This is a genomic window from Pedobacter suwonensis (assembly GCF_900111825.1).
GTDB lineage: Bacteria > Bacteroidota > Bacteroidia > Sphingobacteriales > Sphingobacteriaceae > Pedobacter > Pedobacter suwonensis.
In genome coordinates, this window is record NZ_FOJM01000019.1 from 16,028 (window position 1) to 36,149 (window position 20,122).

The following is a 20,122-nucleotide window of genomic DNA, read 5'->3' on the forward strand; positions in this document are numbered from 1 at the left end:
ACCCTTTCAATGGTGGGTATTTCCCGCACTATTACTTGTCCCAGATTTAAGTATGTTGGGGTATCTGGCAGGTTCAAAAGTAGGTGCGTGGTGTTATAATTTATTTCACCATAAAACAATTGCAATTCTAACTTTCCTGGTCGGATTTTATTATAAGGTGCCGGCATTGCAGTTATCGGGCATCATATTGTTCGCTCATTCTAGTATGGATAGGGCGCTGGGCTATGGTTTAAAATATAGCGATGCATTTAATCACACACATTTAGGCTTAATCGGAAAAAATAAATAATGGCATTTTCAAAAGAAGAGATCGCAAAGCGCATCGCTAAAGAAATAAAAGACGGATACTATGTTAACCTGGGCATCGGCATACCTACGCTTGTGGCCAATTATATTCCAAAGGGAATTAACGTCGTATTGCAATCAGAAAACGGCTTATTGGGTATGGGACCGTTCCCTTTTGAAGGGGAAGAAGATGCCGATTTAATTAATGCGGGAAAACAAACCATTACTACCTTGCCGGGGTCGTCTATTTTTGATTCGGCCATGAGTTTCGGGATGATCCGCGCACAAAAAGTAGATTTGACCATTTTAGGTGCCATGGAAGTATCAGAAAATGGAGATATCGCCAATTGGAAAATTCCGGGTAAAATGGTGAAGGGAATGGGGGGCGCAATGGATTTAGTGGCATCAGCCAAAAATATTATTGTAGCCATGCAGCATATTAATAAGGCCGGAGAAAGCAAGTTGTTGCCAAAGTGTACTTTGCCTTTAACCGGGGTAAAATGTATCAAAAAAATTGTAACTGAACTGGCTGTGCTGGATATTTTACCTGAAGGTGGTTTTAAACTTTTAGAGCGTGCACCAGGGGTAAGTATCGGGTTTATACAACAATCTACAGCTGGAAGATTAATTGTGGAGGGCGAAATCCCTGAAATGAGACTGGATTAATTAGTGGTTGGCAGAGACACAAGCTACGGCGATTACGATTTCCATTTTGTTAGGTTGGGCAGGCCGAAAGGCTTTCAATTCTATTACAACAAGTTTTCGACTCCGCTCAGGCTGACAAAAGCTATAATAATCAAAAAGGAGTCAGGCGTTTAAACCTGACTCCTTTTTGGTTTACTGTATATCAACCAGAACGCTATTCCTTAAATTATTTGAAATATCTTCTGTGATGGCAATGATTTCATCGGGTTCGTTGGTATTGTTCATCACTACCTTATTGCATTCTTCGCGGTAGGGTAACAGGTATTCTTTATAAGCCGGCACCACGTGGTTATGCCATTTGTAAAGTACATCATCTTCAGGGTAACCACGTTCCAAACCATCACGTTTAATACGGCGGTCTAAAGCAATATGCTCATCTGCATCAACAAAAATAGTATGATCCAATAATGCTGCAATTTCTTTAAAGTGAAGAATAAAAAGGCCCTCCACAATAATGATTGGGGCTGATTTGATTTCCAGGATTTTAACAACAGCCAGTGGATTGTTGAAGTTGTATTCCTTTTTATAAACCACTTCTCCGTTGATCAGCTGTTTAATGTCTTTTAAAAACTGTTCGCTATCAATGGTTGAGGGTAGGTCAAAATTGTACAATTTGTTTTCTTCCTGTGTCATATCGCCAGCCGGAATGTAATAATCATCCTGCGATACAAGGGTTACTTCATCCTGTTTAAAATGATGGAGAAAGCAGTTTAAGAAAAATGTTTTGCCCGATCCGCTGCCACCGGCAATACCAATTATAAATGGTTTTTTGTTTACACTCATTGAGCACTATAGGTTAAATTGCAGAAAAAACGTTTGTCTAAAGCTCCCAACGAATCGGCTACTGCTTTAGTCATCACAATAATAACATCTTTTGTAGATTCGTTTTCTGTAAATTTACCAACAACTTTTGCAAAGGTAGTACGGTTGGTCATGGGGTTGGTAATCTTAATTACCCTGCCTACAGGTGCTGTACGGTGTAAAACCAACATTTTCGTTCCATCTAAATCCTGGTCTGCAATCCATACTGCAGTTCCTTTTTCTTCAATCTGGCTTAAGCCGTATACGCTCGGGTCGCGGCGGAGTTTAGGATCTTTAACCATGGTGCTGTCTGGCTCATTTTCCTGTTCTTCTTTTGATAAATCATTTACCGATCTTGGCTGTGGCGGCTTAGGAATAATCAGTTTCTGATCAACTTTGATATTATTGTCCTCCAATTTATTTGCCGTTCTGATCTGATAGGCAGTCAGGTTATATTTTTTAGCAATGGAAAAAATGTTTTCACCAGTAGCTACCGTGTGGATAAAACTTTCTTCCTTGCTGGCGGCAGGAACTTCTTTTGTTGCTGTTGTTTCAGCCTGTTTTTCTTTTGGTACCTGAACATCTGTAATAATTCCTCCAGGTACCTTCAAAACCTGTCCGATGGTAATGGCATTATCAGGAAGATTGTTCATTTTCCTGAGTTGGTAGGCCGTAACGCCATACTGCTTGGCAATGGTAAAAATCGTTTCGTTTCTTAAAACGGTATGGGTGCCAGCTGCATCGGTAGGTTTGCTTTCCTGTACCGGTTTCTCATCAGCAGTCGCTACTACTTTATTTTCATCAACATTTTTAGTGGCGGGAATTTTAAGCTTTTGCCCAATCCGGAGGTTATTGCCTGACAAATTGTTGGCCCTTTTTATTTCTTCAACCGTAGTGCCATATTTCTCCGCAATTTTTCCTAAAAACTCTTTTGCTGCAACGGTGTGTTCAATCATGGTTTGATCGGACGGAGGCATATTACTTACCGTTGATGCTGTATTGGTTGTTGCTGGCTGGTTCACTGGCGGCTCGGCTTCCGTAACCTGCGTTCCGTTTTTTGCCGGTATTTTTAAAACCTGTCCAATACTTAAATTGTTGCTTTTTAACTGATTTAATGCCTTAATCTCATTGATGGTGGTTCCATATTTTTCGGCCAGCATGTTCAGGTTTTCTTTCGGCTTAATAGTGTGTTCAATTACGTTGCCGGTTGTTGCAGAAGTTGTTTCCGTATTCGATGATCCGCTAGCCGTAAAAGGAATATTGGTAGGTACTTTGATAATCGCCCCAACCTGCAGATATTTATTGTTGTTAAAAGCCATAATATCCTTCGGAGATACATTGTATCTTCTCCCGATAGAATAATAGGTGTCTTTTGCTACAGTCTGGTGAACGATGAGTTTTTTTCCATTATTGTTTTCTACACCGATAGAGTCTCTCGCTGTATTGGCTTTTGCATTTGCAATATTTAAGGCAAATAATACAACAGCAGATAAATATATTTTATGCATTTATTTCTATATAAATTTCTAAATCAAGGAGCGCAATTATACGAATAATATTGCTAAACATCTTAAGTTGAACGGTTGACTTGCGATTAATAACAGGATGATTTTAATCTTTCAATAATGTTATATTATTCATTTACAAATATTTGTAATATCTTCGTTTTGCTATTTATTAGCTATTAAACGATTGAATAAATAACGTATTGTTCAAAAGACAAAATTGAGCAAACTTTTATAAATTCCGTTTGTTACGTTCACATCAAAAACAATATAAATCATAATAAAATGGACGCGAAAGAAATAAGCTTGAATGAAAAAGAAGTTAAACCAGTTGTAGATCTGTTAAACGATTATCTGGCTAATTACCATATTCATTATCAAAAATTAAGAGGCTGCCACTGGAACATTAAAGGGCAGAATTTTTTTACGCTTCATGTAAAGTTCGAAGAATTATATTCCAATGCGCAGTTGACTATTGATGAGATTGCGGAACGTGTATTAACATTAGGTAAGCCACCTCACAGTCGCTTTGCCGATTACATTAAGGAATCCAAAATCAAGGAAGTGGATACCATAGGCATGAAAGATTTAGATATGGTTGAAGCCATTTTAGATGATATGGCCACACTGATTGAGTTGGAACGTGAAGTGATGGAAGCCTCTGAACAGGCTGGTGACGACGGAACGAATGACATGGTAAACAAGTTTATGCAGTTTAAAGAGAAAAATACCTGGATGTTACGTTCTTTCGCTGGTAAGAGATAGATTACAAATAGTAGGTTATTGGCCTTATATAAGTAGATTTATTGTAAAATATGCTTATATAAGGCTTTTTTGTTTTATAGAAAGTCTAAATATTTATCTTTGAACATGGCATACAAAAGTTTAGCAGCATGTGTTTCAGATCTCGAAAAGCATGGTCATTTGATCAGGATAAAAGAAGAAGTAGATCCTTATTTGGAAATGGCCTCGATCCATTTACGGGTTTACGAAAATAAAGGTCCGGCTATTCTATTTGAAAAAGTGAAAGGAAGCCCTTTTCCTGCCGTTTCCAATTTATTTGGAACTTTAGAGAGATCAAAGTTCATTTTCAGAGATACCTTACCCAAAGTGCAACAGTTGGTTGCCTTGAGGAACGACCCCATGAAGGCATTAAAAAATCCTTTCAAATATGTCGGCTCTGCAATGTCAGCTTTATCTGCACTGCCGCTAAAAACACCATCTGCTAAAAGTAAGTTTATCAAAACCAGCATCAGTCAGTTACCACAGATTGTGAACTGGCCTATGGATGGCGGACCTTTTGTTACCATGCCGCAGGTATATACTGAAGACATAGAAAAGCCTGGCGTAATGAATGCCAATTTAGGTATGTACCGGATCCAGCTGGCTGGAAACGATTATATTCATGACAAGGAAATTGGGTTACACTATCAGATTCATAGGGGCATAGGCGTGCATCAATCTAAAGCCAATGCGCTGGGGCAACCCCTAAAGGTGAGTATTTTTGTTGGTGGCCCGCCATCACACCCGCTGGCTGCTGTAATGCCCTTGCCAGAGGGATTGTCTGAAATGACTTTTGCCGGCGCACTTGGCAACAGGCGATTCCGTTATTTTTATGATGATGAAGGTTTTTGCATTTCTGCAGATGCCGATTTCATCATCACAGGAACCGTCTATCCCAATGAAAATAAGCCGGAGGGGCCTTTTGGAGATCATTTGGGATATTATAGCTTAACGCATCCGTTTCCTTTAATGAAAGTACACAACGTGTACCATAAAAAAGATGCCATATGGTCATTTACGGTGGTTGGTCGTCCGCCGCAGGAAGACACCAGTTTTGGCGCACTGATTCATGAGATTACAGGTTCGGCCATTCCGCAGGAAATACATGGTTTAAAAGAAGTACATGCAGTTGATGCGGCAGGTGTACATCCCTTGCTTTTTGCCATAGGTAGTGAGCGTTACACACCTTATTTAAAAGAGAGAAGGCCGCAGGAGATTTTAACCATAGCAAATCACATTTTAGGTAAAAACCAGTTGAGCCTGGCTAAATATCTTTTTATTGCAGCTCAGGAAGATGATCCGCATTTAAGTACGCACCATATCGATGATTTTATAAAACACGTACTGGAACGGGTAGATTTTAGCAGGGACATCCATTTTTATACCAATACTACCATTGATACGCTTGATTACAGTGGCGACGGATTAAATAGTGGATCGAAGGTTGTTATTGCTGCAGCAGGGGAAAAAAAACGCGGACTGTGGGATAAAATTCCTGAAGGACTAAGGCTAAGTGATGATTTTAATCAACCAAAAATAGCGATGCCAGGGGTTTTAGTCCTGCAAGGCAATAAGTATATAAATGCGGAGAAAACGGCTGCTGAAATTGCCTTGTTAAATATGGCACTAATGAATCAGGATTTATCGGGCCTACCATTAATTATTCTGGCTGATGACACATCGTTTACCGCTGCAACGGTTAATAATTTTGTTTGGGTAACTTTTACGAGAAGCAACCCTGCAGCAGATATTTACGGCATTAACGATTTTACCATTAATAAACACTGGGGCTGTAAAGGACCATTGGTCATTGACGCACGAAAAAAGCCCCACCACGCTCCAGAATTGATTAAAGATGCAGTGGTTGAGGCTAAAATAGATGAGATGGGTAAAGAGGGTGGAAGGTTATTTGGAATGATATAACCTGAAAATCCTACTAATTATGCGAGTATAAGGCCTGGTTTTAAGAGTTGTTTATTACAATTGATGTAATAAAATAAAAATTAAATACCACAAAAATTGGCTGCACCTTTTAAAATCATTGTTGCAAGAAAACCTACAACCAAAGTGAGGATCATCGGATTGATTGCACCTATCCCGATTGTAGCCGCTATTGCTGATAATGCAACAGTTAATATTTTTTTCAATCCCGCTTCTTCGTCAATCAGTTTTTGTATCTCAGCATAGATTTTACAAAGAATTTTTTTTATCTGGCTTGCCGTTTTATTTCTGCCCAGCCATTCAAGGAACCTTCGAAATGGATTCCACATTTCATAACCAATATTTGATGAATATGATACGCTCATCATATTTGCAACCATATCCAAATTTGGTTTGTCGTCTAAATCTTTATCAATTTCCCAGTTAATGTTGCTTCGCATATATCCTACCGGATCTTTTGAGTCAACAGTTGCCTTTAACTGTTCTGATAATACATCTAAGTCAAATTTTTGATTTAATTCATCAAGTGAACTCATTTTTAAATTCTTTTAATTCTAGTGCCTACTCTTTTGGTTTTCAGCTTCCCCATTAAGCTAATTGCTCCTTCAAAACTACCATGGAGATTATATTCAAATCAAGCGTGAAAGCGCTCGAATTTGTACGCGTGAAAAGCGCAATGTCCTGCCGAAAAATCGCGGTATTTTAAAATAAATAGAAGAGGGTTAAAGAATGTGATGCTTAATTTAAATACGTTACAGTTTGATTTTTAAGGCTTTGAAATGCTGTTTGCCTGAGTGAGGTATGGTTGGAGGATTTTCAATTTCAAATTTTCATCGTGTATATTTAGGTATAAGTTATTTATAAACCTCAAACTAAATTAAAAGCTATGGAACCATTACCAAAAACATTTGTTACCAGACAGGAAAGTAATTATCGAGAACTATGGTTCAATAATTACAAGTATCCAATACTGAATGTCATTACATCTTCGCAGGAAGGTGAACAGGAAACCAGAAAGATTGATTTTGTGAATATAGATGCCGCAATTGATTTTTTTACCAAATTAACCGAAGGGCTTAAAAAAGATGATGGAGTGAGAGTATATTTTGCCTCTCCATCAAGAGATGGAAATGTATATAAAGATAAATGTGGCGTACTTACACTCATTTTTGTCAAAACCAATGGCGTAAATCATCTTGATGATAAAACTTATTACGCTTTCAATGGAAAAACCTTCGATAAGATTGAGGAGGATCAAGCCAGACTTTGGGTTCATAATTATCAAAACATAAAACGTAAAATTCTTTTTGAAACCCTATCAGACAATGACCGAACTAATTTTATCCATGAAACAAAGCACGTGTGGTTTAGTTCGGAGCAGATGATACAAACTCGTGATGAAATGATATACCAAAAAGGTAAGGCGGGAAGTATGGTAACTGGGTTCGGTATCCGTTTTGTATCATACACGAACCTGGCCTATTCTTTTCCTAAACCGGTATCAGGTGCAGAAGATAGAAGACAGCGTCTAACAATCGGTTTTACCTTTATGAACAAGAACAGGGATATTGGTATTGAAGATATTGATAGTGAAGAGTTTAATTATAGGTATGAGTTAACTATAAATAGATTTATTGGTGATACCTTCGACACCGGAGATCCGACTCCACCGCCATCAACCGATGATAAAGCTGCACTTGATGTTTAAGATAAATTAGTAAATACTTATTTTAGATATATATTTAAATTTTATGTATCTCAAATATCTATATCTTATCTCGCTGGGGGTATCCGCCATCACAGGTATTTACCAAATGAACAAAATAACAAGGCAACTCAAAACAGTTGCTTTGTTATGCACTTATACTTTTCTGTTGGAATTGAGTGTGTTTTTATTCAGGCACAATTTTGGTTATCAGGGAAATATATTACCCCAGTATAATTTTTTTATTCTGGTGGAATTTATGTTCTATGCTTATTTCTTCAAGCAGATTGTCAAAAATACCTACGTGCTAAAAGCAATAAAACTATTCTTGTTTATATTCCCGGTGCTCTGGTATATATTTAGTTTTTATTGCTTTAATATATTTCAGTGGAGTAGCTATTCTTTTGTGTTTGGCGGAACAATTATTATTTTTTTTGCGCTTATCTACTGCTACGAGAAATTAACATCAAACGAAACAACTTCACTTTTAAACGAAGGTGAATTTTGGGTTGCTATCGGCCTGATCGTGTATTACACCTGCGTTGTACCCTATATGGGAATGTTCCATTATTTAACCGCAAATTATGAGCAGTTAGCGGTTAAACTGAAAAAATTAAATCTAATCACTAATATCATCATGTATTTACTGTTTGCCTACGCTTTTTTATGCAAAATGATCAAGACAGAGAAGTACTCTTCGTAATTATTCCCAGCATCATTATTTTTTTCGCACTAAGTAGTGCGATTGTTTTCTTTATGCTCTATTTTCAGAAAAAGAAATTTCAGTATGCAAAAGAAAAAGGAGAACTGGAAAAACAGTACGGCGAGCAGTTGCTGCAATCGCGTTTGGAAATGCAGGAGCAGACATTTGATACCATAAGTCAGGAAATACATGATAATGTTGGACAGTTACTTAGCTTGGCTAAACTGCAGTTAAGTTTGCTGGAAAAAAAAGAAGTAAGCGATAAAGTGTTGGTTACCGAGATTAAAGGGAATGTGGGCAATGCGCTAAATGATTTACGTGATATTGCGAAAAGTTTGAGTACGAGCCGCATCCAGGAGTTAAGCCTGGTGCAGGCCGTTGAGCAGGAGCTGCAACGCATAAGCAGGGCAGGGGCAATTGTAAGCAAAGTTGAGGTAACCGGTAAGGAGCAGCACATTACCGAACAGAAGAAAATAATCGCTTTCAGGATTGTACAGGAAAGTTTGCAAAATATTTTAAAGCATGCCCAGGCCAACAAAATAGAGGTCGTATTTGATTTTGCAGAACAGCTAAACATCACGATTGCAGATAACGGTGTCGGTTTTAGCACCGTTGAAAAAGCCAAGATTGATACCGGATTGGGTCTTTTGAATATTGTAAAGCGCGCTAAATTGATTATGGGAGAAGCGACAATCGACAGTGTGATTAATAATGGAACAAAAATTACCTTAACGATACCTTATGTCTGAGCAGATTAAACAGATAGCCTTGGTTGATGATCATGTATTATTTAGAAAAGGATTGGCGGCATTGATCAGCTATTTTCAAGGCTATAATATCTTATTTGAGGCCGCCAACGGCCAGGATTTTATCAGACAGTTAGAAATATATGGTGTACCAAACATTGCGTTGTTAGATATCAATATGCCTGAAATGGATGGCTACAGCACGGCTTCATGGTTGCAAAGAAATCATCCCGAGGTAAATATACTTGCGTTAAGTACAATGGATGCCGAAACGGCCATCATTAAGATGATTACCAACGGTGCTAAAGGTTATGTGCTGAAAGATGCTGAACCTGAAGAACTTAAAATGGCTTTTGATGAGGTATTAAGCAAAGGCTACTTTTACAATGATCTGGTTACCCGAAAGGTCATGCAATCATTGAGCGCTTTGTCACCTGGTTCAAAGCTATCTGGTTTTGTAAAATTAACTGAACGAGAGATGGAATTTTTAAAATACACCTGTACTGAAAAGACTTATAATGAAATTGCAGCCGAGATGTTTGTGAGTCCGCGTACCATTGATGGGTATAGGAATTCACTTTGTGAAAAACTACAGCTCAAAAGCCGTACAGGATTGGCTTTGTATGCGGTAAAGCATGGAATAGTTAAAATTTAGAAAGAGTGATATGTTGCATAGTAAAGCAAAACAATTTAAATATTTGTGTGCTAATTATCTTCACCAATTATAGCAATCAAGTTTACCAATTTGGATTTATTTGAATAATTAAAATAAAAAGCTGATTTTTAAGCATACTAATATTATGCTTTTAAAACATCGGCTGGTTACTTTTTTATTTGTTTTCCTTTGTGTATCAGTAAAGGCACAAAATCATCAACTCGATAGTGTGGCTACAAACCTGAATAGTTATGGTTTGAGTAATCTCCAATCTAGCCTGTTTGTACATTTTGATAAAAACATTTATACCAATAGTGAACAGGTTTGGTTTACGGGTTATTTGTTAAAATCAGTGCTACCTCTTGATAACCATCATACACTTTACATTTCTTTACTAAATAGCATAGACAGTACTGTTGTATTACAGGAAAGATTTCTGATACAGGATGGACTTTCATTTGGGAGCTTTAATTTGCCTGATTCACTTTTAAGCGGATCTTATAACTTTGTCGTTAATACAAATATTCAGGCTAATGGAAAGATTGAAGCTATGTTTATACAGCCTGTATCCATCATATCTAATACAGTAAATATGATGGTTCCGCATTTTAGTTTAATAAAGAAGGGCATTTATGCATCTGCAGAAAGTGTGCTTCTTAAAGTGTTGACCAGTGACCATCATTTTGTTGAAAATGCAGAAATTGGTTACGCTTTCGGAAAGTCAAAAGTGATATCACATGGTCATATAAAAACCAATAACATAGGCGAGGCAGTTATTCCTTATCCAACTGTAAAGATAGATAGCACCAATAATATATTATCTGTATCTATCAAAAAGAATAAAGATAAAAGGCATATTAAATATGATCTACCATCGCCTGAGATTAGCAGATATAAGGTTAACTTTTACCCCGAGGGTGGGTATCTTGTTAACGGATTGCCTAGTAGGGTAGGGTACGAAGTTCGGGATTCAAAAAATGCTCCCGTGCAGATCAAGGCTTACTTATTCGAAAATGACCTACCCGTTGACAGCTTTTCTACAGATTTTTCCGGACTAGGCATATTTAGCATTTTGCCTAAGGTTGGATATAGATATTCCATTAGATTGATTTCATCAAATGGCCAAAATCAGTATGAACTTCCCAATATTCTTAATCGAGGTTTGGTAATGACAGCCGCTGATGCGGTAGTAGATCGTGATCTCAGGATAAGCTTACTTGCAAATCACGACACAAAGATTTATGCCGTAATCCACAACGGTAATGAAATATCTCTGCAAAGCGAGCTCGGGCTTAGCGGTGGACTTATTCAGAAACTACGATTTAATCTTGATTCTGTGAAACCCGGCTTAAACAAAATTACGATTTTAGATGCCGAATTTAAGCCCTTGGCTGAGCGTCTCTTTTTTGCGCATCATGATCAATTGGTTAGTCTCAATTTGAAAACAGATAAGAGTTTTTATGAAAAAAGAGATAGCGTAAAACTAACGCTCGACTATCATAGAAAAGGATTAGATAGTATAAATGGATTTGTATCCATTTCATGCGCACAGTCGAATCGCTTTTCCAGTGTAAATAATAAAAATATTGTCGATTATGTATATCTGGAAAAGGAGTTAGCTACGTTGCCTTATGATTTTTCTTCTGTAAAAATCAAAGACAAAGCCTATTTAAATAAGGTTTTTTTAATAAAGGGATGGCGTGGCTACCAATGGCAACAGACACCAATCAACGACTCAATTGTTTTCTCAAGTAGTGAAGTTAAAGGTTGGGTGTCAAAAGGAAAAAGTACGATTAAATCACCAATGGAATTACATACCATTGCCAAAAACAATATCAATTCCTTTAGTACCGATAGCAGCGGAAAGTTTACCATTCCGTTTTCAAATCTCATTATCGATGATAAAAGTGATGTTTGGCTAAGCATGAATGCCCGAAACCCCGCAATATTTTCGATAAAGATTGATGATCCACTAACGCAGATCAAAACCCAGTTGCAACAGACTTCTTTCGGAAATCCAGACAAACCTGTTTCGGGGATGATACAAGATGCAGCGATAAATATATCTGCGGGAATAAATTTGAAAGAGGTTATTATTGCAAAGAAAAAAGACAATTTCAACACGGGAGTTTTTTCCAATCAACCCAGAGTGAACCGTTGTGGCGACTACGTATGCGAGTCTAATATTTTAAATTGCGTTAATCATGCCGGAGATTCTCGGAACAGACCAGCAAAACCTAACGGTAGATATCGTGATCAGGATGGTAATCTGGTTACCTATTTTGGTTGCCAAATAAAGGAGGTGGATGCCAATATTTCTATCATAAAGGGTATTCAAATGCCAAAAAAGTTTTATAAATACGATGTCTCAAATATGGATGAACCCATAAATGCAACAACTATTTATTGGAACCAGCAAGTAACATTGAGCAGTACAGGTAAAACATCTGTGTGCTTTAACACAGGTGATTTAACCGGGGCATTTAAAATTGTTGTACAGGGCGTGACCGATGGGGGCGTGGTATATGGGGAGCAAGAGATTTTGGTGAAGAGTAAATAAAAACGGCTTCAGTTTTTAAGCTGAAGCCGTTTTTATATGGTGTTGTTAAACTTAAAACCTTACTCCAAAAGTCAGGAATACATTATTTCTATTGCTTTTAACATCAGCAACCGGTTCGCTATAATCATCTAACAAGTAAGGGCTTGAGTTGAAGTTTGTTTTATAGTTCTGGTATGCAAGATCGAAATAATAATTATCTATACGGTAACCTAATCCACCCGTGTAGTATTGGGCTTGATAAAATTTATTATCGCCACCTTTAATGCCATTTCCATTTACACCGTAACCTGCACGTAAACTGAATTCGTTGGTAACTTTTACTTCAGCACCCACTCTATAATTCACAGCTTCTTTATACGATGCTTTAATAAATGCATTATTATCGTTAATGGTTGCACGGTCAGATCCGTTCGCATCAGAGAAACGCATAGTAGAATAATCTACATAATCCACATCAGCTGATATTAAGGCAGTACCTGCAATAACATAACTGATACCAGCTGAAGCTTTAAGTGGTGTACGTAAGTTATACGTGAATGCATAATATTGAGTTGGATTGTTAGATTTGGTTGGTCCGGTATTCGCATTTCCTGCAGTAGTAGCTTGCAAAGTCTCACTGGTATTATCTTCAATGTTCATCCAGGTTGGTGTCTGGAAATTTAAACCGATCCTTAATTCGCTAACCGGTCTGAAAATAGCACCTAATTTAAGATTGAACCCACCGCCTTTTGTTTCCTGGTTCCTGAAATGGTTAAGGGTGTAATTTTCGTTCCCGTTATAGGTAGGAGGGGTGTCTCCGTCGTTATAGGAGTTAACAATACCTGACTCAGTAAATGCCGCGTCGCTGGTGTACCTTACATTAACAAAACTTGCTGTAGCGCCAATGTATACCTTATTGCCAAAATTAAGTGCACCAGCCACGTTAAATTCTGAAGTCGAACCTAACCTCGATTCGTTCCAGTTCTGTTGGAAACTGGCATTATTATAAGGCTCGGCAGAATATCGGTTCGGATAACTAGGGGTGTTTTTATTAATCAGGAAACTGTTGTAGGCATCACCAGCAATGCTGTTTGATACACCGAAATTATTGGCCTGATCTACGTAAGAATCTCTGATGGAGCTATTGGTATTTACACCATTGTAATTGATGTTATTCAAAAAATCATTGTTTCGGGTATAGCTTAAGCCAAATACCGTACTTACTAAACCTTTATCTACAGCAGCTCCTTTCATTTTAGCTGCGGGGCTGTAAAAAACCACGCCAATATTATTCAGATTTATCTGGTTCTTGTTGGTTTTCGTGTTGTTTCCAAGATAAGCACTGTTATTAGAAACTGAATTAAATTCGGGTGTGATGCTAAATTCCGATTTGGTAAATAAGCCTAATCCGGCAGGGTTGGCATTAATAGAACCGATGTCGCCACCAACGCCGATTTGCGCGCCGCCCATTCCCTTAAAACGGGCAGAGCTACCATAATTGGTTTGAGAGAAACGGAATGCATCAGGTGCATAACTTTGGGCATATGTTGTTCCCATAGCAGCTACTGTAGCTACTAGAGAAGCCAGGATTATTTTTTTCATTTGTGTGTTTAGATTTTATAATTAACCTCTTCCAGCTCTTGATGGTCTTGAGCCACCACCGCCTCCACCACCAGTAGAGCCGCCACCGCCGCCGCCATATGATGATGGTGGAGGAGAATAAGTTGGTCTGCTTTCGGTTCTTGCAGGAGGGGTATAACCTTCATTTCTGGTAGGTCTGCCGCTTTGTGAACCTTGTTGAGGTGAATAATTACTGTTTCTGGTTGGTCTGCCGCTTTGCATGCCGTCATTTTGGCTATAGCCACCCTGGTTTCTGGTAGGCCTACCGGCATTGTTGTTTGGTGCGTAAGATACGCCTCCGTTCTGATTCACGATACCACTTCTGCTTGGCCTGCCTAAGTTACCACCATTTCCGTTGCCATATCTAGGGGTACCTCTGTCATTACTTCCTGGCCTTGGTCTGAAATTGTTGTTGGTATATACACCGCCGCCATAATATCCGCCGCCGATACCCCAGCCTCCGCCGTAGTATCCACCGCCCCAGCCAAAACGGTCATAATAGGAGTAAGGTCCCCAGGCGTTCCACGCCCAAGGGTTATTCCAGCCGTAACCATAGTTGCCATAATAGAAAGGGTTGTTCCAGATACTGCCCCAGCCCCAGCCGCCACCAAAGCCCCAGCCGCCTAAACCATAACCGCTGTTCCAGCCCAAACCAAAACCTAAATAGTTGGAAGGGCCATAACTGTTGCCATAATAGTAGTTATCGAAATAGGGGTCATAATACCCCTGAAAGCTGTATCCGTTATGAAAACGGTTGATCCTGGAAGCATAATCCATGTCGTAATATGGATTGCTTGTTCCATAATACTCATCATATTCTTCCTGTCCGTTGTTTTGATTCTGCGCCTGTTGATTTTGAGCAGGAAGAACAACTTCCACCTCTCTGGCTTTCGCTACAGAATTATAAACATCATCAACCGGCTTTGTTTGAGCCAATTTGGATGTTGAGCATGAGGCCACCATCCCTGCGGTGGCAATCATGACAATGGGTAAAAATTTAATTGGTTTCATTGTGTTTATATTTAGTTGTGTGCGTTTACTTATTTAATAAACAAATCAAAAGTAAAGAATTATTGCCTATTTTTTTGGTCGAAAAACAGCTGTAAAATATTTGAGGTTGTTGTTAATCGTTTGTAGGCATAAATTTATAAATTTGCCATTAATTTTACACATTTTAACGTACAAATTACGTTCCAAATACATAAGATGAGCAAAGAAATTACAAGTAGAGAAACAGATTATTCCCAGTGGTATAATGATATCGTATTGAAAGCCGACCTTGCAGAGCATTCTGCGGTGCGTGGCTGCATGGTTATAAAGCCCAATGGCTACGCCATATGGGAAAAAATGCAGGCCATACTCGATAAGATGTTTAAAGATACCGGGCATCAGAATGCTTATTTTCCATTATTCATCCCAAAGTCATTTTTTTCAAAGGAAGCCTCTCACGTAGAGGGATTTGCGACAGAATGTGCTGTTGTCACACATTACCGGCTTAAAAATGACGGTAATGGCAATATCGTTGTAGACGAAACTGCCAAATTGGAAGAAGAATTAATCGTCAGGCCAACTTCAGAAACCATTATCTGGAATACCTATAAGGGGTGGATCCAATCATACCGCGACTTACCCATACTCATTAACCAATGGGCCAATGTAGTAAGGTGGGAGATGCGTACAAGGCTGTTTCTGCGTACGGCTGAATTTTTATGGCAAGAAGGACATACAGCCCACGCCACTGCAGAAGAGGCGATTGAAGAAACCGAACGTATGTTGCATATCTATGCCGATTTTGCAGAAAACTGGTTAGCCGTTCCGGTAATCAGGGGACGTAAATCGCCGAATGAGCGTTTTGCCGGTGCGCTCGATACCTATTGCATTGAAGCACTGATGCAGGATGGTAAAGCGCTGCAGGCGGGTACTTCTCACTTTTTAGGACAGAATTTTGCAAAAGCTTTTGACGTTAAATTTACGGGTAAAGATGGAAAATTAGACCATGTATGGGCTACATCATGGGGCGTTTCTACCCGTTTAATGGGGGCATTGATTATGGCACACAGTGATGATTCAGGCCTGGTTATTCCACCGAAACTGGCACCGGTACAGGTAGTTATTGTTCCCATTTACAAAAATGATGAAGATCTGGCCAAAATCTCAGCATACGTTAACGAATTAAGCTTGCGTTTAAAAGGTATGGGCATTTCGGTTAAATATGACGACCGTGATACCCAACGCCCGGGCTTTAAATTTGCAGATTACGAAATGAAAGGCGTGCCGGTGCGCATCGCGATTGGCGGCCGTGACCTGGAAAATAAAACGGTAGAAATTGCCCGCAGAGATACCAAAGTTAAACAAACAGTACCGCAGGAAGGCCTGGATATCTACGTAGCCAAATTATTGGAAGATATTCAGCAGAGTATGTTCAACAAGGCATTGGCTTATCGCGATGAACACATCACCGAAGCGAACAGCTACGAAGAGTTTCAGGAACTGCTGGATACCAAAGCCGGTTTTATTTCGGCACATTGGGACGGAACGCCGGAAACGGAACAAAAAATTAAGGAAGAAACTAAAGCAACTATACGTTGTATTCCGTTAAATAATAAACTGGAAGATGGCGTTTGTATTTATTCAGGAAAGCCGTCTACCCAAAGGGTATTGTTTGCAAGAGCATATTAGGTAGATTTTAAATGTGATATATAAGATTTGAGAGAAAACAAATCTTATATCTCACATCTATTGTCTCAAATCTCAAATCTCAAAACTAGAAAAAAAATGAAATTCGCAACTAAAGCCATACATGCCGGGCAAGAGCCTGATCCAACTACTGGTGCCGTAATGACACCCATATATCAAACCTCCACCTATTGGCAAAAATCTCCCGGAGATAACAAGGGCTACGAGTATTCAAGGGGAACAAACCCTACCCGTAAGGCTTTGGAAGATTGTTTGGCTGCATTAGAGAATGCCAAATATGGCTTAGCCTTTTCCAGCGGGATGGGCGCAACTGATGCGGTATTAAAATTATTGCAACCAGGGGATGAAGTGATTACCGGAAATGATCTTTATGGTGGCTCATACCGTATTTTCACTAAAATATATAGCAAATATGGCATCAAATTCCATTTTCTGGATCTTTCCAGACCAGAAAATATGTTGCCTTATATCAACGATAAAACAAAGCTGGTTTGGATAGAAACACCCACCAATCCCACCATGCAGATTATTGATATTGAAGGGGTAGCAAAAATTACCAAGGAGAAAAACCTTATATTAACTGTTGACAATACCTTTGCATCGCCATACCTGCAAAACCCCATCGATCTCGGTGCCGACATTGTGATGCATTCGGTAACCAAATATATTGGTGGCCACTCTGATGTGGTAATGGGGGCTTTGGTAACCAATAATGAGCAATTGTATAAAGAGCTGTGGTTTATTTACAATGCCTGTGGCGCAACACCGGGTCCGCAAGATGCCTTTTTGGTTTTAAGGGGCATTAAAACGCTTCATCTCCGGATGAAGGCACATTGCGAAAACGGGGAGCGTATTGCACATTATCTAAAAACACATCCAAAGGTTGATAAAATCTATTGGCCGGGTTTCGAAGATCATCCTAACCATGCGGTGGCTAAAAAACAGATGCGGGGCTTTGGAGGCATGATTTCGATTACGTTGAAAAATGCTGATCTGGAAGAAACCTTCCGGATTTCATCTAACTTTAAGGTGTTTACACTTGCTGAATCTTTAGGCGGGGTAGAATCTTTAATCAATCACCCGGCTACCATGACGCATGGTTCCATTCCAAAAGAAGAAAGGGAGAAAGTTGGCGTAACAGATAATCTACTGCGTTTAAGCGTGGGGGTAGAAGATATTGATGATCTTTTGGAAGATCTGGAACGCGCGTTGGCTTAAAATTCTATCGGGCATTATGGTTATCATTTGCCCGGTTTTTTTATTTTCTGTAAAGCAGCTGCCGTGCTAAGGTTTTGTTCGTAAGGCTTTACACTACATCTTTTTTGCCGAAGTGGCGGCTTTATCAAAATCTCCAAAACAAAAAAGGATACCGTTTCAATCCGGTTTAGGTAGCTGCTGATGTGCTGCTGTTTTCGTAAAAAAATAATTACCCATATGCAATTTCTGGAGCTAAAGAATTTTCTTGACCGTAAAGCCGAGCAGTACAATCATCCTGATTTTATCGCAAACGATCCGGTTTGCATTCCGCATCTTTTTGATAAAAAACAGGATATCGAAATTGCTGGTTTTTTTGCTGCGGTTCTGGCCTGGGGTCAACGGAAAACCATCATCAGTAAATGCCGCGATCTGCTTAACCGGATGGACAATGCCCCATATGATTTTGTGCTGAACCATAACGACAATGATTTAAAACGGCTGCTTCACTTTAAGCACCGTACCTTTAACGATACCGATCTTCTTTATTTTATTTCGTTCTTCAGCATGCATTACAGGCGGTTTGATAGTTTGGAACAGGCTTTTCTGCCTAAACAGGATGTATTTCCTGACGCCTGTATCAAGGTAGCTGAAGTGGTAACCTATGCCGCTCCCGAGGTTTGTTTAGCCGGGCAGCTCCAGGTTTCCATTGAACAAAGCCTCAATTATTTCAGGCAGTATTTTTTTTCGCTTGATGATTTTCCGCACCGTACCAAAAAGCATATCTCTTCACCACAGCAAAAATCAACCTGCAAACGTTTAAATATGTTTTTAAGGTGGATGGTCAGGGCCGATCATAACGGTGTTGATTTCGGGATTTGGGACAGGCTGAAGCCTAAAGATCTGATTTGCCCTTGCGATGTGCATGTAGACAGGGTAGGGCGGTTGTTAGGTCTCATTAACCGAAAGCAAACCGATTGGTTAACAGCGGTAGAGTTAACTGCCCGGTTAAAGGAATTCGACCCCCTAGATCCGGTGAAGTACGACTTTGCACTATTTGGTCTTGGGGTAGAGAAAACGTTTTAATGTCATTTTGAGTGATAAGTGATTAAAAACTTCTTTTTTAAAATCAATGTGCTTATTATTACAGGGCAAATTTCTTTAAAAGGAAAAATTTGTCTATCCGAACCCTAATGCTATGATTGCAGTTAATTTATCTGATGAGGACAAGTGGAAAAAATACAACAATTCTTCGCCACTGATCGATATTTTCAAGAAGTTTCATTCATTAAATGATGAAATTGAAAGACGCATCAATAAGCATACGTTTCCAGTCAGCTATAGAAAGAACAAATACGTCATTTCACCGGTTGATCGCAATAAATATCTGTTTTTGATCGTGAAAGGCGTTGTCAGGGGATTTATCAAAGACGGAAGTACCGAAATTACCACCTGGATTGCGAAAGAAAACGAAGTAGTGGGTACCATACGCAATTTATGGTTAGAAAGCGAATCAGATGAATATTTACAGGCATTGGAAGATGTTGATTTGATTGCCATTCCGCACGTTCTGTCAGAACACCTGTACGAGAACTTTACCGAAGCGAATATTGTGGGCAGGAAAATGATGGAGTTATATTACCGTTCGGCAGAAGAACGGGCCTATCTCTGCAGAATTTCTTCTGCTGAAAAACGATACCAACGGTTCCTGGTTTCTTTTCCCGATCTTATTAACCGGGTTTCACTAAAATACATTGCTTCTTTCCTCGCCATCAGGCTGGAAACACTGAGCCGTATCCGTGCCAGGATCTGATCATTTTTATGAGTTTTCTTTGCTTCTGTATCTCATGTATTGGCGTTTATCAGTATGTAGTATTAATAACACCCTGAAATATTTAGTTGACTTTTGTCAATAAAATATTTTTTTATACAGGCCCTCAACTTCAGGTATGTCCTTTCCTCAATATGTAGTATTGGGTGTACATTAGTGGCCGTTCCTGTTTAAAATGTTTTCCCTTATATGCGTCAGCAACCAATACTGATATTTTCTTTTTCTCCTCAATCCAAAGGCATTTTCTTAGCTCTATGCTGGTTGTTATCTGTTTATTAACCAGTAGGTTATTTCCTCCGGTTTCATTCTTGCTTATAGCAAAATCATATAGGGGCTGCTCATTCGTAATGGAAGTGCTAAACTGCTGAAAAGGTAGTGGTAGCAGCTGTCAACAGGCAGGTGTTTAGGCTCT

At 39.1% G+C, this 20,122-nt stretch carries 17 protein-coding genes and 1 pseudogene; 13 read left to right on the top strand and 5 right to left on the bottom strand.

Going from position 1 to position 20,122, the window contains the following annotated elements; genetic code table 11:
* Positions 1–34 precede the first annotated feature (34 nt).
* A pseudogene (locus tag BM107_RS21100) lies at positions 35–289 on the top strand (DUF4260 domain-containing protein); the annotation flags it as partial.
* Positions 289–951 carry a CoA transferase subunit B gene (locus tag BM107_RS21105; RefSeq protein WP_090987031.1) on the top strand — a complete coding sequence of 221 codons (663 nt, stop codon included), beginning with the start codon at positions 289–291 and terminating at the stop codon, positions 949–951. The pseudogene BM107_RS21100 and the gene BM107_RS21105, both read left to right, overlap by 1 nt.
* 171 nt (positions 952–1,122) lie before the next feature.
* Here the strand turns inward: BM107_RS21105 and BM107_RS21110 are convergent, their stop codons facing one another.
* Both BM107_RS21110 and BM107_RS21115 read right to left on the bottom strand, forming a co-directional pair.
* Complete coding sequence (locus tag BM107_RS21110) at positions 1,123–1,773, bottom strand: uridine kinase family protein (RefSeq protein ID WP_090987032.1); 651 nt, start codon at positions 1,771–1,773, stop codon at positions 1,123–1,125.
* Positions 1,770–3,299, bottom strand: coding sequence for a muramidase family protein (locus BM107_RS21115; RefSeq protein ID WP_090987033.1), 1,530 nt, complete (start codon positions 3,297–3,299; stop codon positions 1,770–1,772). The genes BM107_RS21110 and BM107_RS21115 overlap by 4 nt, the downstream gene beginning before the upstream one ends.
* Positions 3,300–3,581: 282 nt before the next feature.
* On the opposite strand from BM107_RS21115, the gene BM107_RS21120 reads away from it, so the two are divergent.
* Positions 3,582–4,061 carry a Dps family protein gene (locus tag BM107_RS21120; RefSeq protein ID WP_090987034.1) on the top strand — a complete coding sequence of 160 codons (480 nt, stop codon included), beginning with the start codon at positions 3,582–3,584 and terminating at the stop codon, positions 4,059–4,061.
* A gap of 105 nt (positions 4,062–4,166) precedes the next feature.
* Complete coding sequence (locus BM107_RS21125) at positions 4,167–6,002, top strand: UbiD family decarboxylase (protein WP_090987035.1); 1,836 nt, start codon at positions 4,167–4,169, stop codon at positions 6,000–6,002.
* Between the two features lie 80 nt (positions 6,003–6,082).
* Here BM107_RS21125 and BM107_RS21130 read toward each other — a convergent pair whose 3' ends face one another.
* The gene (locus tag BM107_RS21130; RefSeq protein WP_090987036.1) at positions 6,083–6,556 is read right to left on the bottom strand and encodes a hypothetical protein; all 474 of its coding nucleotides are present in this window, start codon (positions 6,554–6,556) and stop codon (positions 6,083–6,085) included.
* Between the two features lie 350 nt (positions 6,557–6,906).
* Between BM107_RS21130 and BM107_RS21135 the strand changes: the two genes are divergently transcribed.
* From BM107_RS21135 to BM107_RS21155, 5 genes are all read left to right on the top strand, one after another.
* Positions 6,907–7,728 (top strand): hypothetical protein, encoded by an 822-nt coding sequence (locus tag BM107_RS21135; protein ID WP_090987037.1) that lies wholly within the window; start codon positions 6,907–6,909, stop codon positions 7,726–7,728.
* A gap of 106 nt (positions 7,729–7,834) precedes the next feature.
* Complete coding sequence (locus tag BM107_RS21140; protein ID WP_134203755.1) at positions 7,835–8,428, top strand: hypothetical protein; 594 nt, start codon at positions 7,835–7,837, stop codon at positions 8,426–8,428.
* Entirely contained in the window at positions 8,392–9,177 is a 786-nt protein-coding gene (locus tag BM107_RS21145; protein WP_090987039.1) for a sensor histidine kinase, read from the top strand. Before BM107_RS21140 ends, BM107_RS21145 begins: the two co-directional genes overlap by 37 nt.
* On the top strand, positions 9,170–9,829 hold the full coding sequence (locus tag BM107_RS21150) for a response regulator transcription factor (RefSeq protein WP_090987040.1): 660 nt from the start codon (positions 9,170–9,172) through the stop codon (positions 9,827–9,829). The genes BM107_RS21145 and BM107_RS21150 overlap by 8 nt, the downstream gene beginning before the upstream one ends.
* Before the next feature lie 145 nt (positions 9,830–9,974).
* Entirely contained in the window at positions 9,975–12,389 is a 2,415-nt protein-coding gene (locus BM107_RS21155; protein WP_090987041.1) for a hypothetical protein, read from the top strand.
* Between the two features lie 51 nt (positions 12,390–12,440).
* Here BM107_RS21155 and BM107_RS21160 read toward each other — a convergent pair whose 3' ends face one another.
* Together BM107_RS21160 and BM107_RS21165 are read right to left on the bottom strand one after the other, a co-directional pair.
* Entirely contained in the window at positions 12,441–13,970 is a 1,530-nt protein-coding gene (locus BM107_RS21160; RefSeq protein WP_090987042.1) for an OmpP1/FadL family transporter, read from the bottom strand.
* Between the two features lie 21 nt (positions 13,971–13,991).
* Positions 13,992–14,999 (bottom strand): hypothetical protein, encoded by a 1,008-nt coding sequence (locus tag BM107_RS21165; RefSeq protein ID WP_134203753.1) that lies wholly within the window; start codon positions 14,997–14,999, stop codon positions 13,992–13,994.
* Between the two features lie 195 nt (positions 15,000–15,194).
* Here BM107_RS21165 and proS point away from each other — a divergent pair, with 195 nt between their 5' ends.
* The 4 genes from proS to BM107_RS21185 all read left to right on the top strand — a co-directional run bounded on the left by proS (position 15,195) and on the right by BM107_RS21185 (position 19,692).
* Complete coding sequence (gene proS / locus BM107_RS21170) at positions 15,195–16,667, top strand: proline--tRNA ligase (protein ID WP_090987045.1); 1,473 nt, start codon at positions 15,195–15,197, stop codon at positions 16,665–16,667.
* 69 nt (positions 16,668–16,736) lie between these two features.
* A complete protein-coding gene (locus BM107_RS21175; RefSeq protein WP_262987390.1) occupies positions 16,737–17,903 on the top strand; it encodes a cystathionine gamma-synthase in 1,167 nt (388 codons plus the stop codon).
* A gap of 216 nt (positions 17,904–18,119) precedes the next feature.
* Entirely contained in the window at positions 18,120–18,965 is an 846-nt protein-coding gene (locus tag BM107_RS21180) for a TIGR02757 family protein (protein WP_090987048.1), read from the top strand.
* Between the two features lie 112 nt (positions 18,966–19,077).
* Positions 19,078–19,692, top strand: a complete 615-nt coding sequence (locus BM107_RS21185) for a Crp/Fnr family transcriptional regulator (protein WP_090987051.1) — start codon at positions 19,078–19,080, stop codon at positions 19,690–19,692.
* The last annotated feature ends 430 nt before the right edge of the window (positions 19,693–20,122 follow it).

Bases quoted from the DNA above. Each gene is read 5' to 3' on its own strand.
- BM107_RS21135 (WP_090987037.1), top strand. From the start codon at position 6,907: ATGGAACCATTACCAAAAACATTTGTTACCAGACAGGAAAGTAATTAT.
- BM107_RS21105 (WP_090987031.1), top strand. From the start codon at position 289: ATGGCATTTTCAAAAGAAGAGATCGCAAAGCGCATCGCTAAAGAAATA.
- BM107_RS21110 (WP_090987032.1), bottom strand. From the start codon at position 1,773: ATGAGTGTAAACAAAAAACCATTTATAATTGGTATTGCCGGTGGCAGC.
- BM107_RS21165 (WP_134203753.1), bottom strand. From the start codon at position 14,999: ATGAAACCAATTAAATTTTTACCCATTGTCATGATTGCCACCGCAGGG.
- BM107_RS21115 (WP_090987033.1), bottom strand. From the start codon at position 3,299: ATGCATAAAATATATTTATCTGCTGTTGTATTATTTGCCTTAAATATT.
- BM107_RS21180 (WP_090987048.1), top strand. From the start codon at position 18,120: ATGCAATTTCTGGAGCTAAAGAATTTTCTTGACCGTAAAGCCGAGCAG.
- BM107_RS21155 (WP_090987041.1), top strand. From the start codon at position 9,975: ATGCTTTTAAAACATCGGCTGGTTACTTTTTTATTTGTTTTCCTTTGT.
- BM107_RS21140 (WP_134203755.1), top strand. From the start codon at position 7,835: ATGAACAAAATAACAAGGCAACTCAAAACAGTTGCTTTGTTATGCACT.
- proS (WP_090987045.1), top strand. From the start codon at position 15,195: ATGAGCAAAGAAATTACAAGTAGAGAAACAGATTATTCCCAGTGGTAT.
- BM107_RS21125 (WP_090987035.1), top strand. From the start codon at position 4,167: ATGGCATACAAAAGTTTAGCAGCATGTGTTTCAGATCTCGAAAAGCAT.
- BM107_RS21130 (WP_090987036.1), bottom strand. From the start codon at position 6,556: ATGAGTTCACTTGATGAATTAAATCAAAAATTTGACTTAGATGTATTA.
- BM107_RS21150 (WP_090987040.1), top strand. From the start codon at position 9,170: ATGTCTGAGCAGATTAAACAGATAGCCTTGGTTGATGATCATGTATTA.
- BM107_RS21185 (WP_090987051.1), top strand. From the start codon at position 19,078: ATGATTGCAGTTAATTTATCTGATGAGGACAAGTGGAAAAAATACAAC.
- BM107_RS21120 (WP_090987034.1), top strand. From the start codon at position 3,582: ATGGACGCGAAAGAAATAAGCTTGAATGAAAAAGAAGTTAAACCAGTT.
- BM107_RS21145 (WP_090987039.1), top strand. From the start codon at position 8,392: ATGCAAAATGATCAAGACAGAGAAGTACTCTTCGTAATTATTCCCAGC.
- BM107_RS21160 (WP_090987042.1), bottom strand. From the start codon at position 13,970: ATGAAAAAAATAATCCTGGCTTCTCTAGTAGCTACAGTAGCTGCTATG.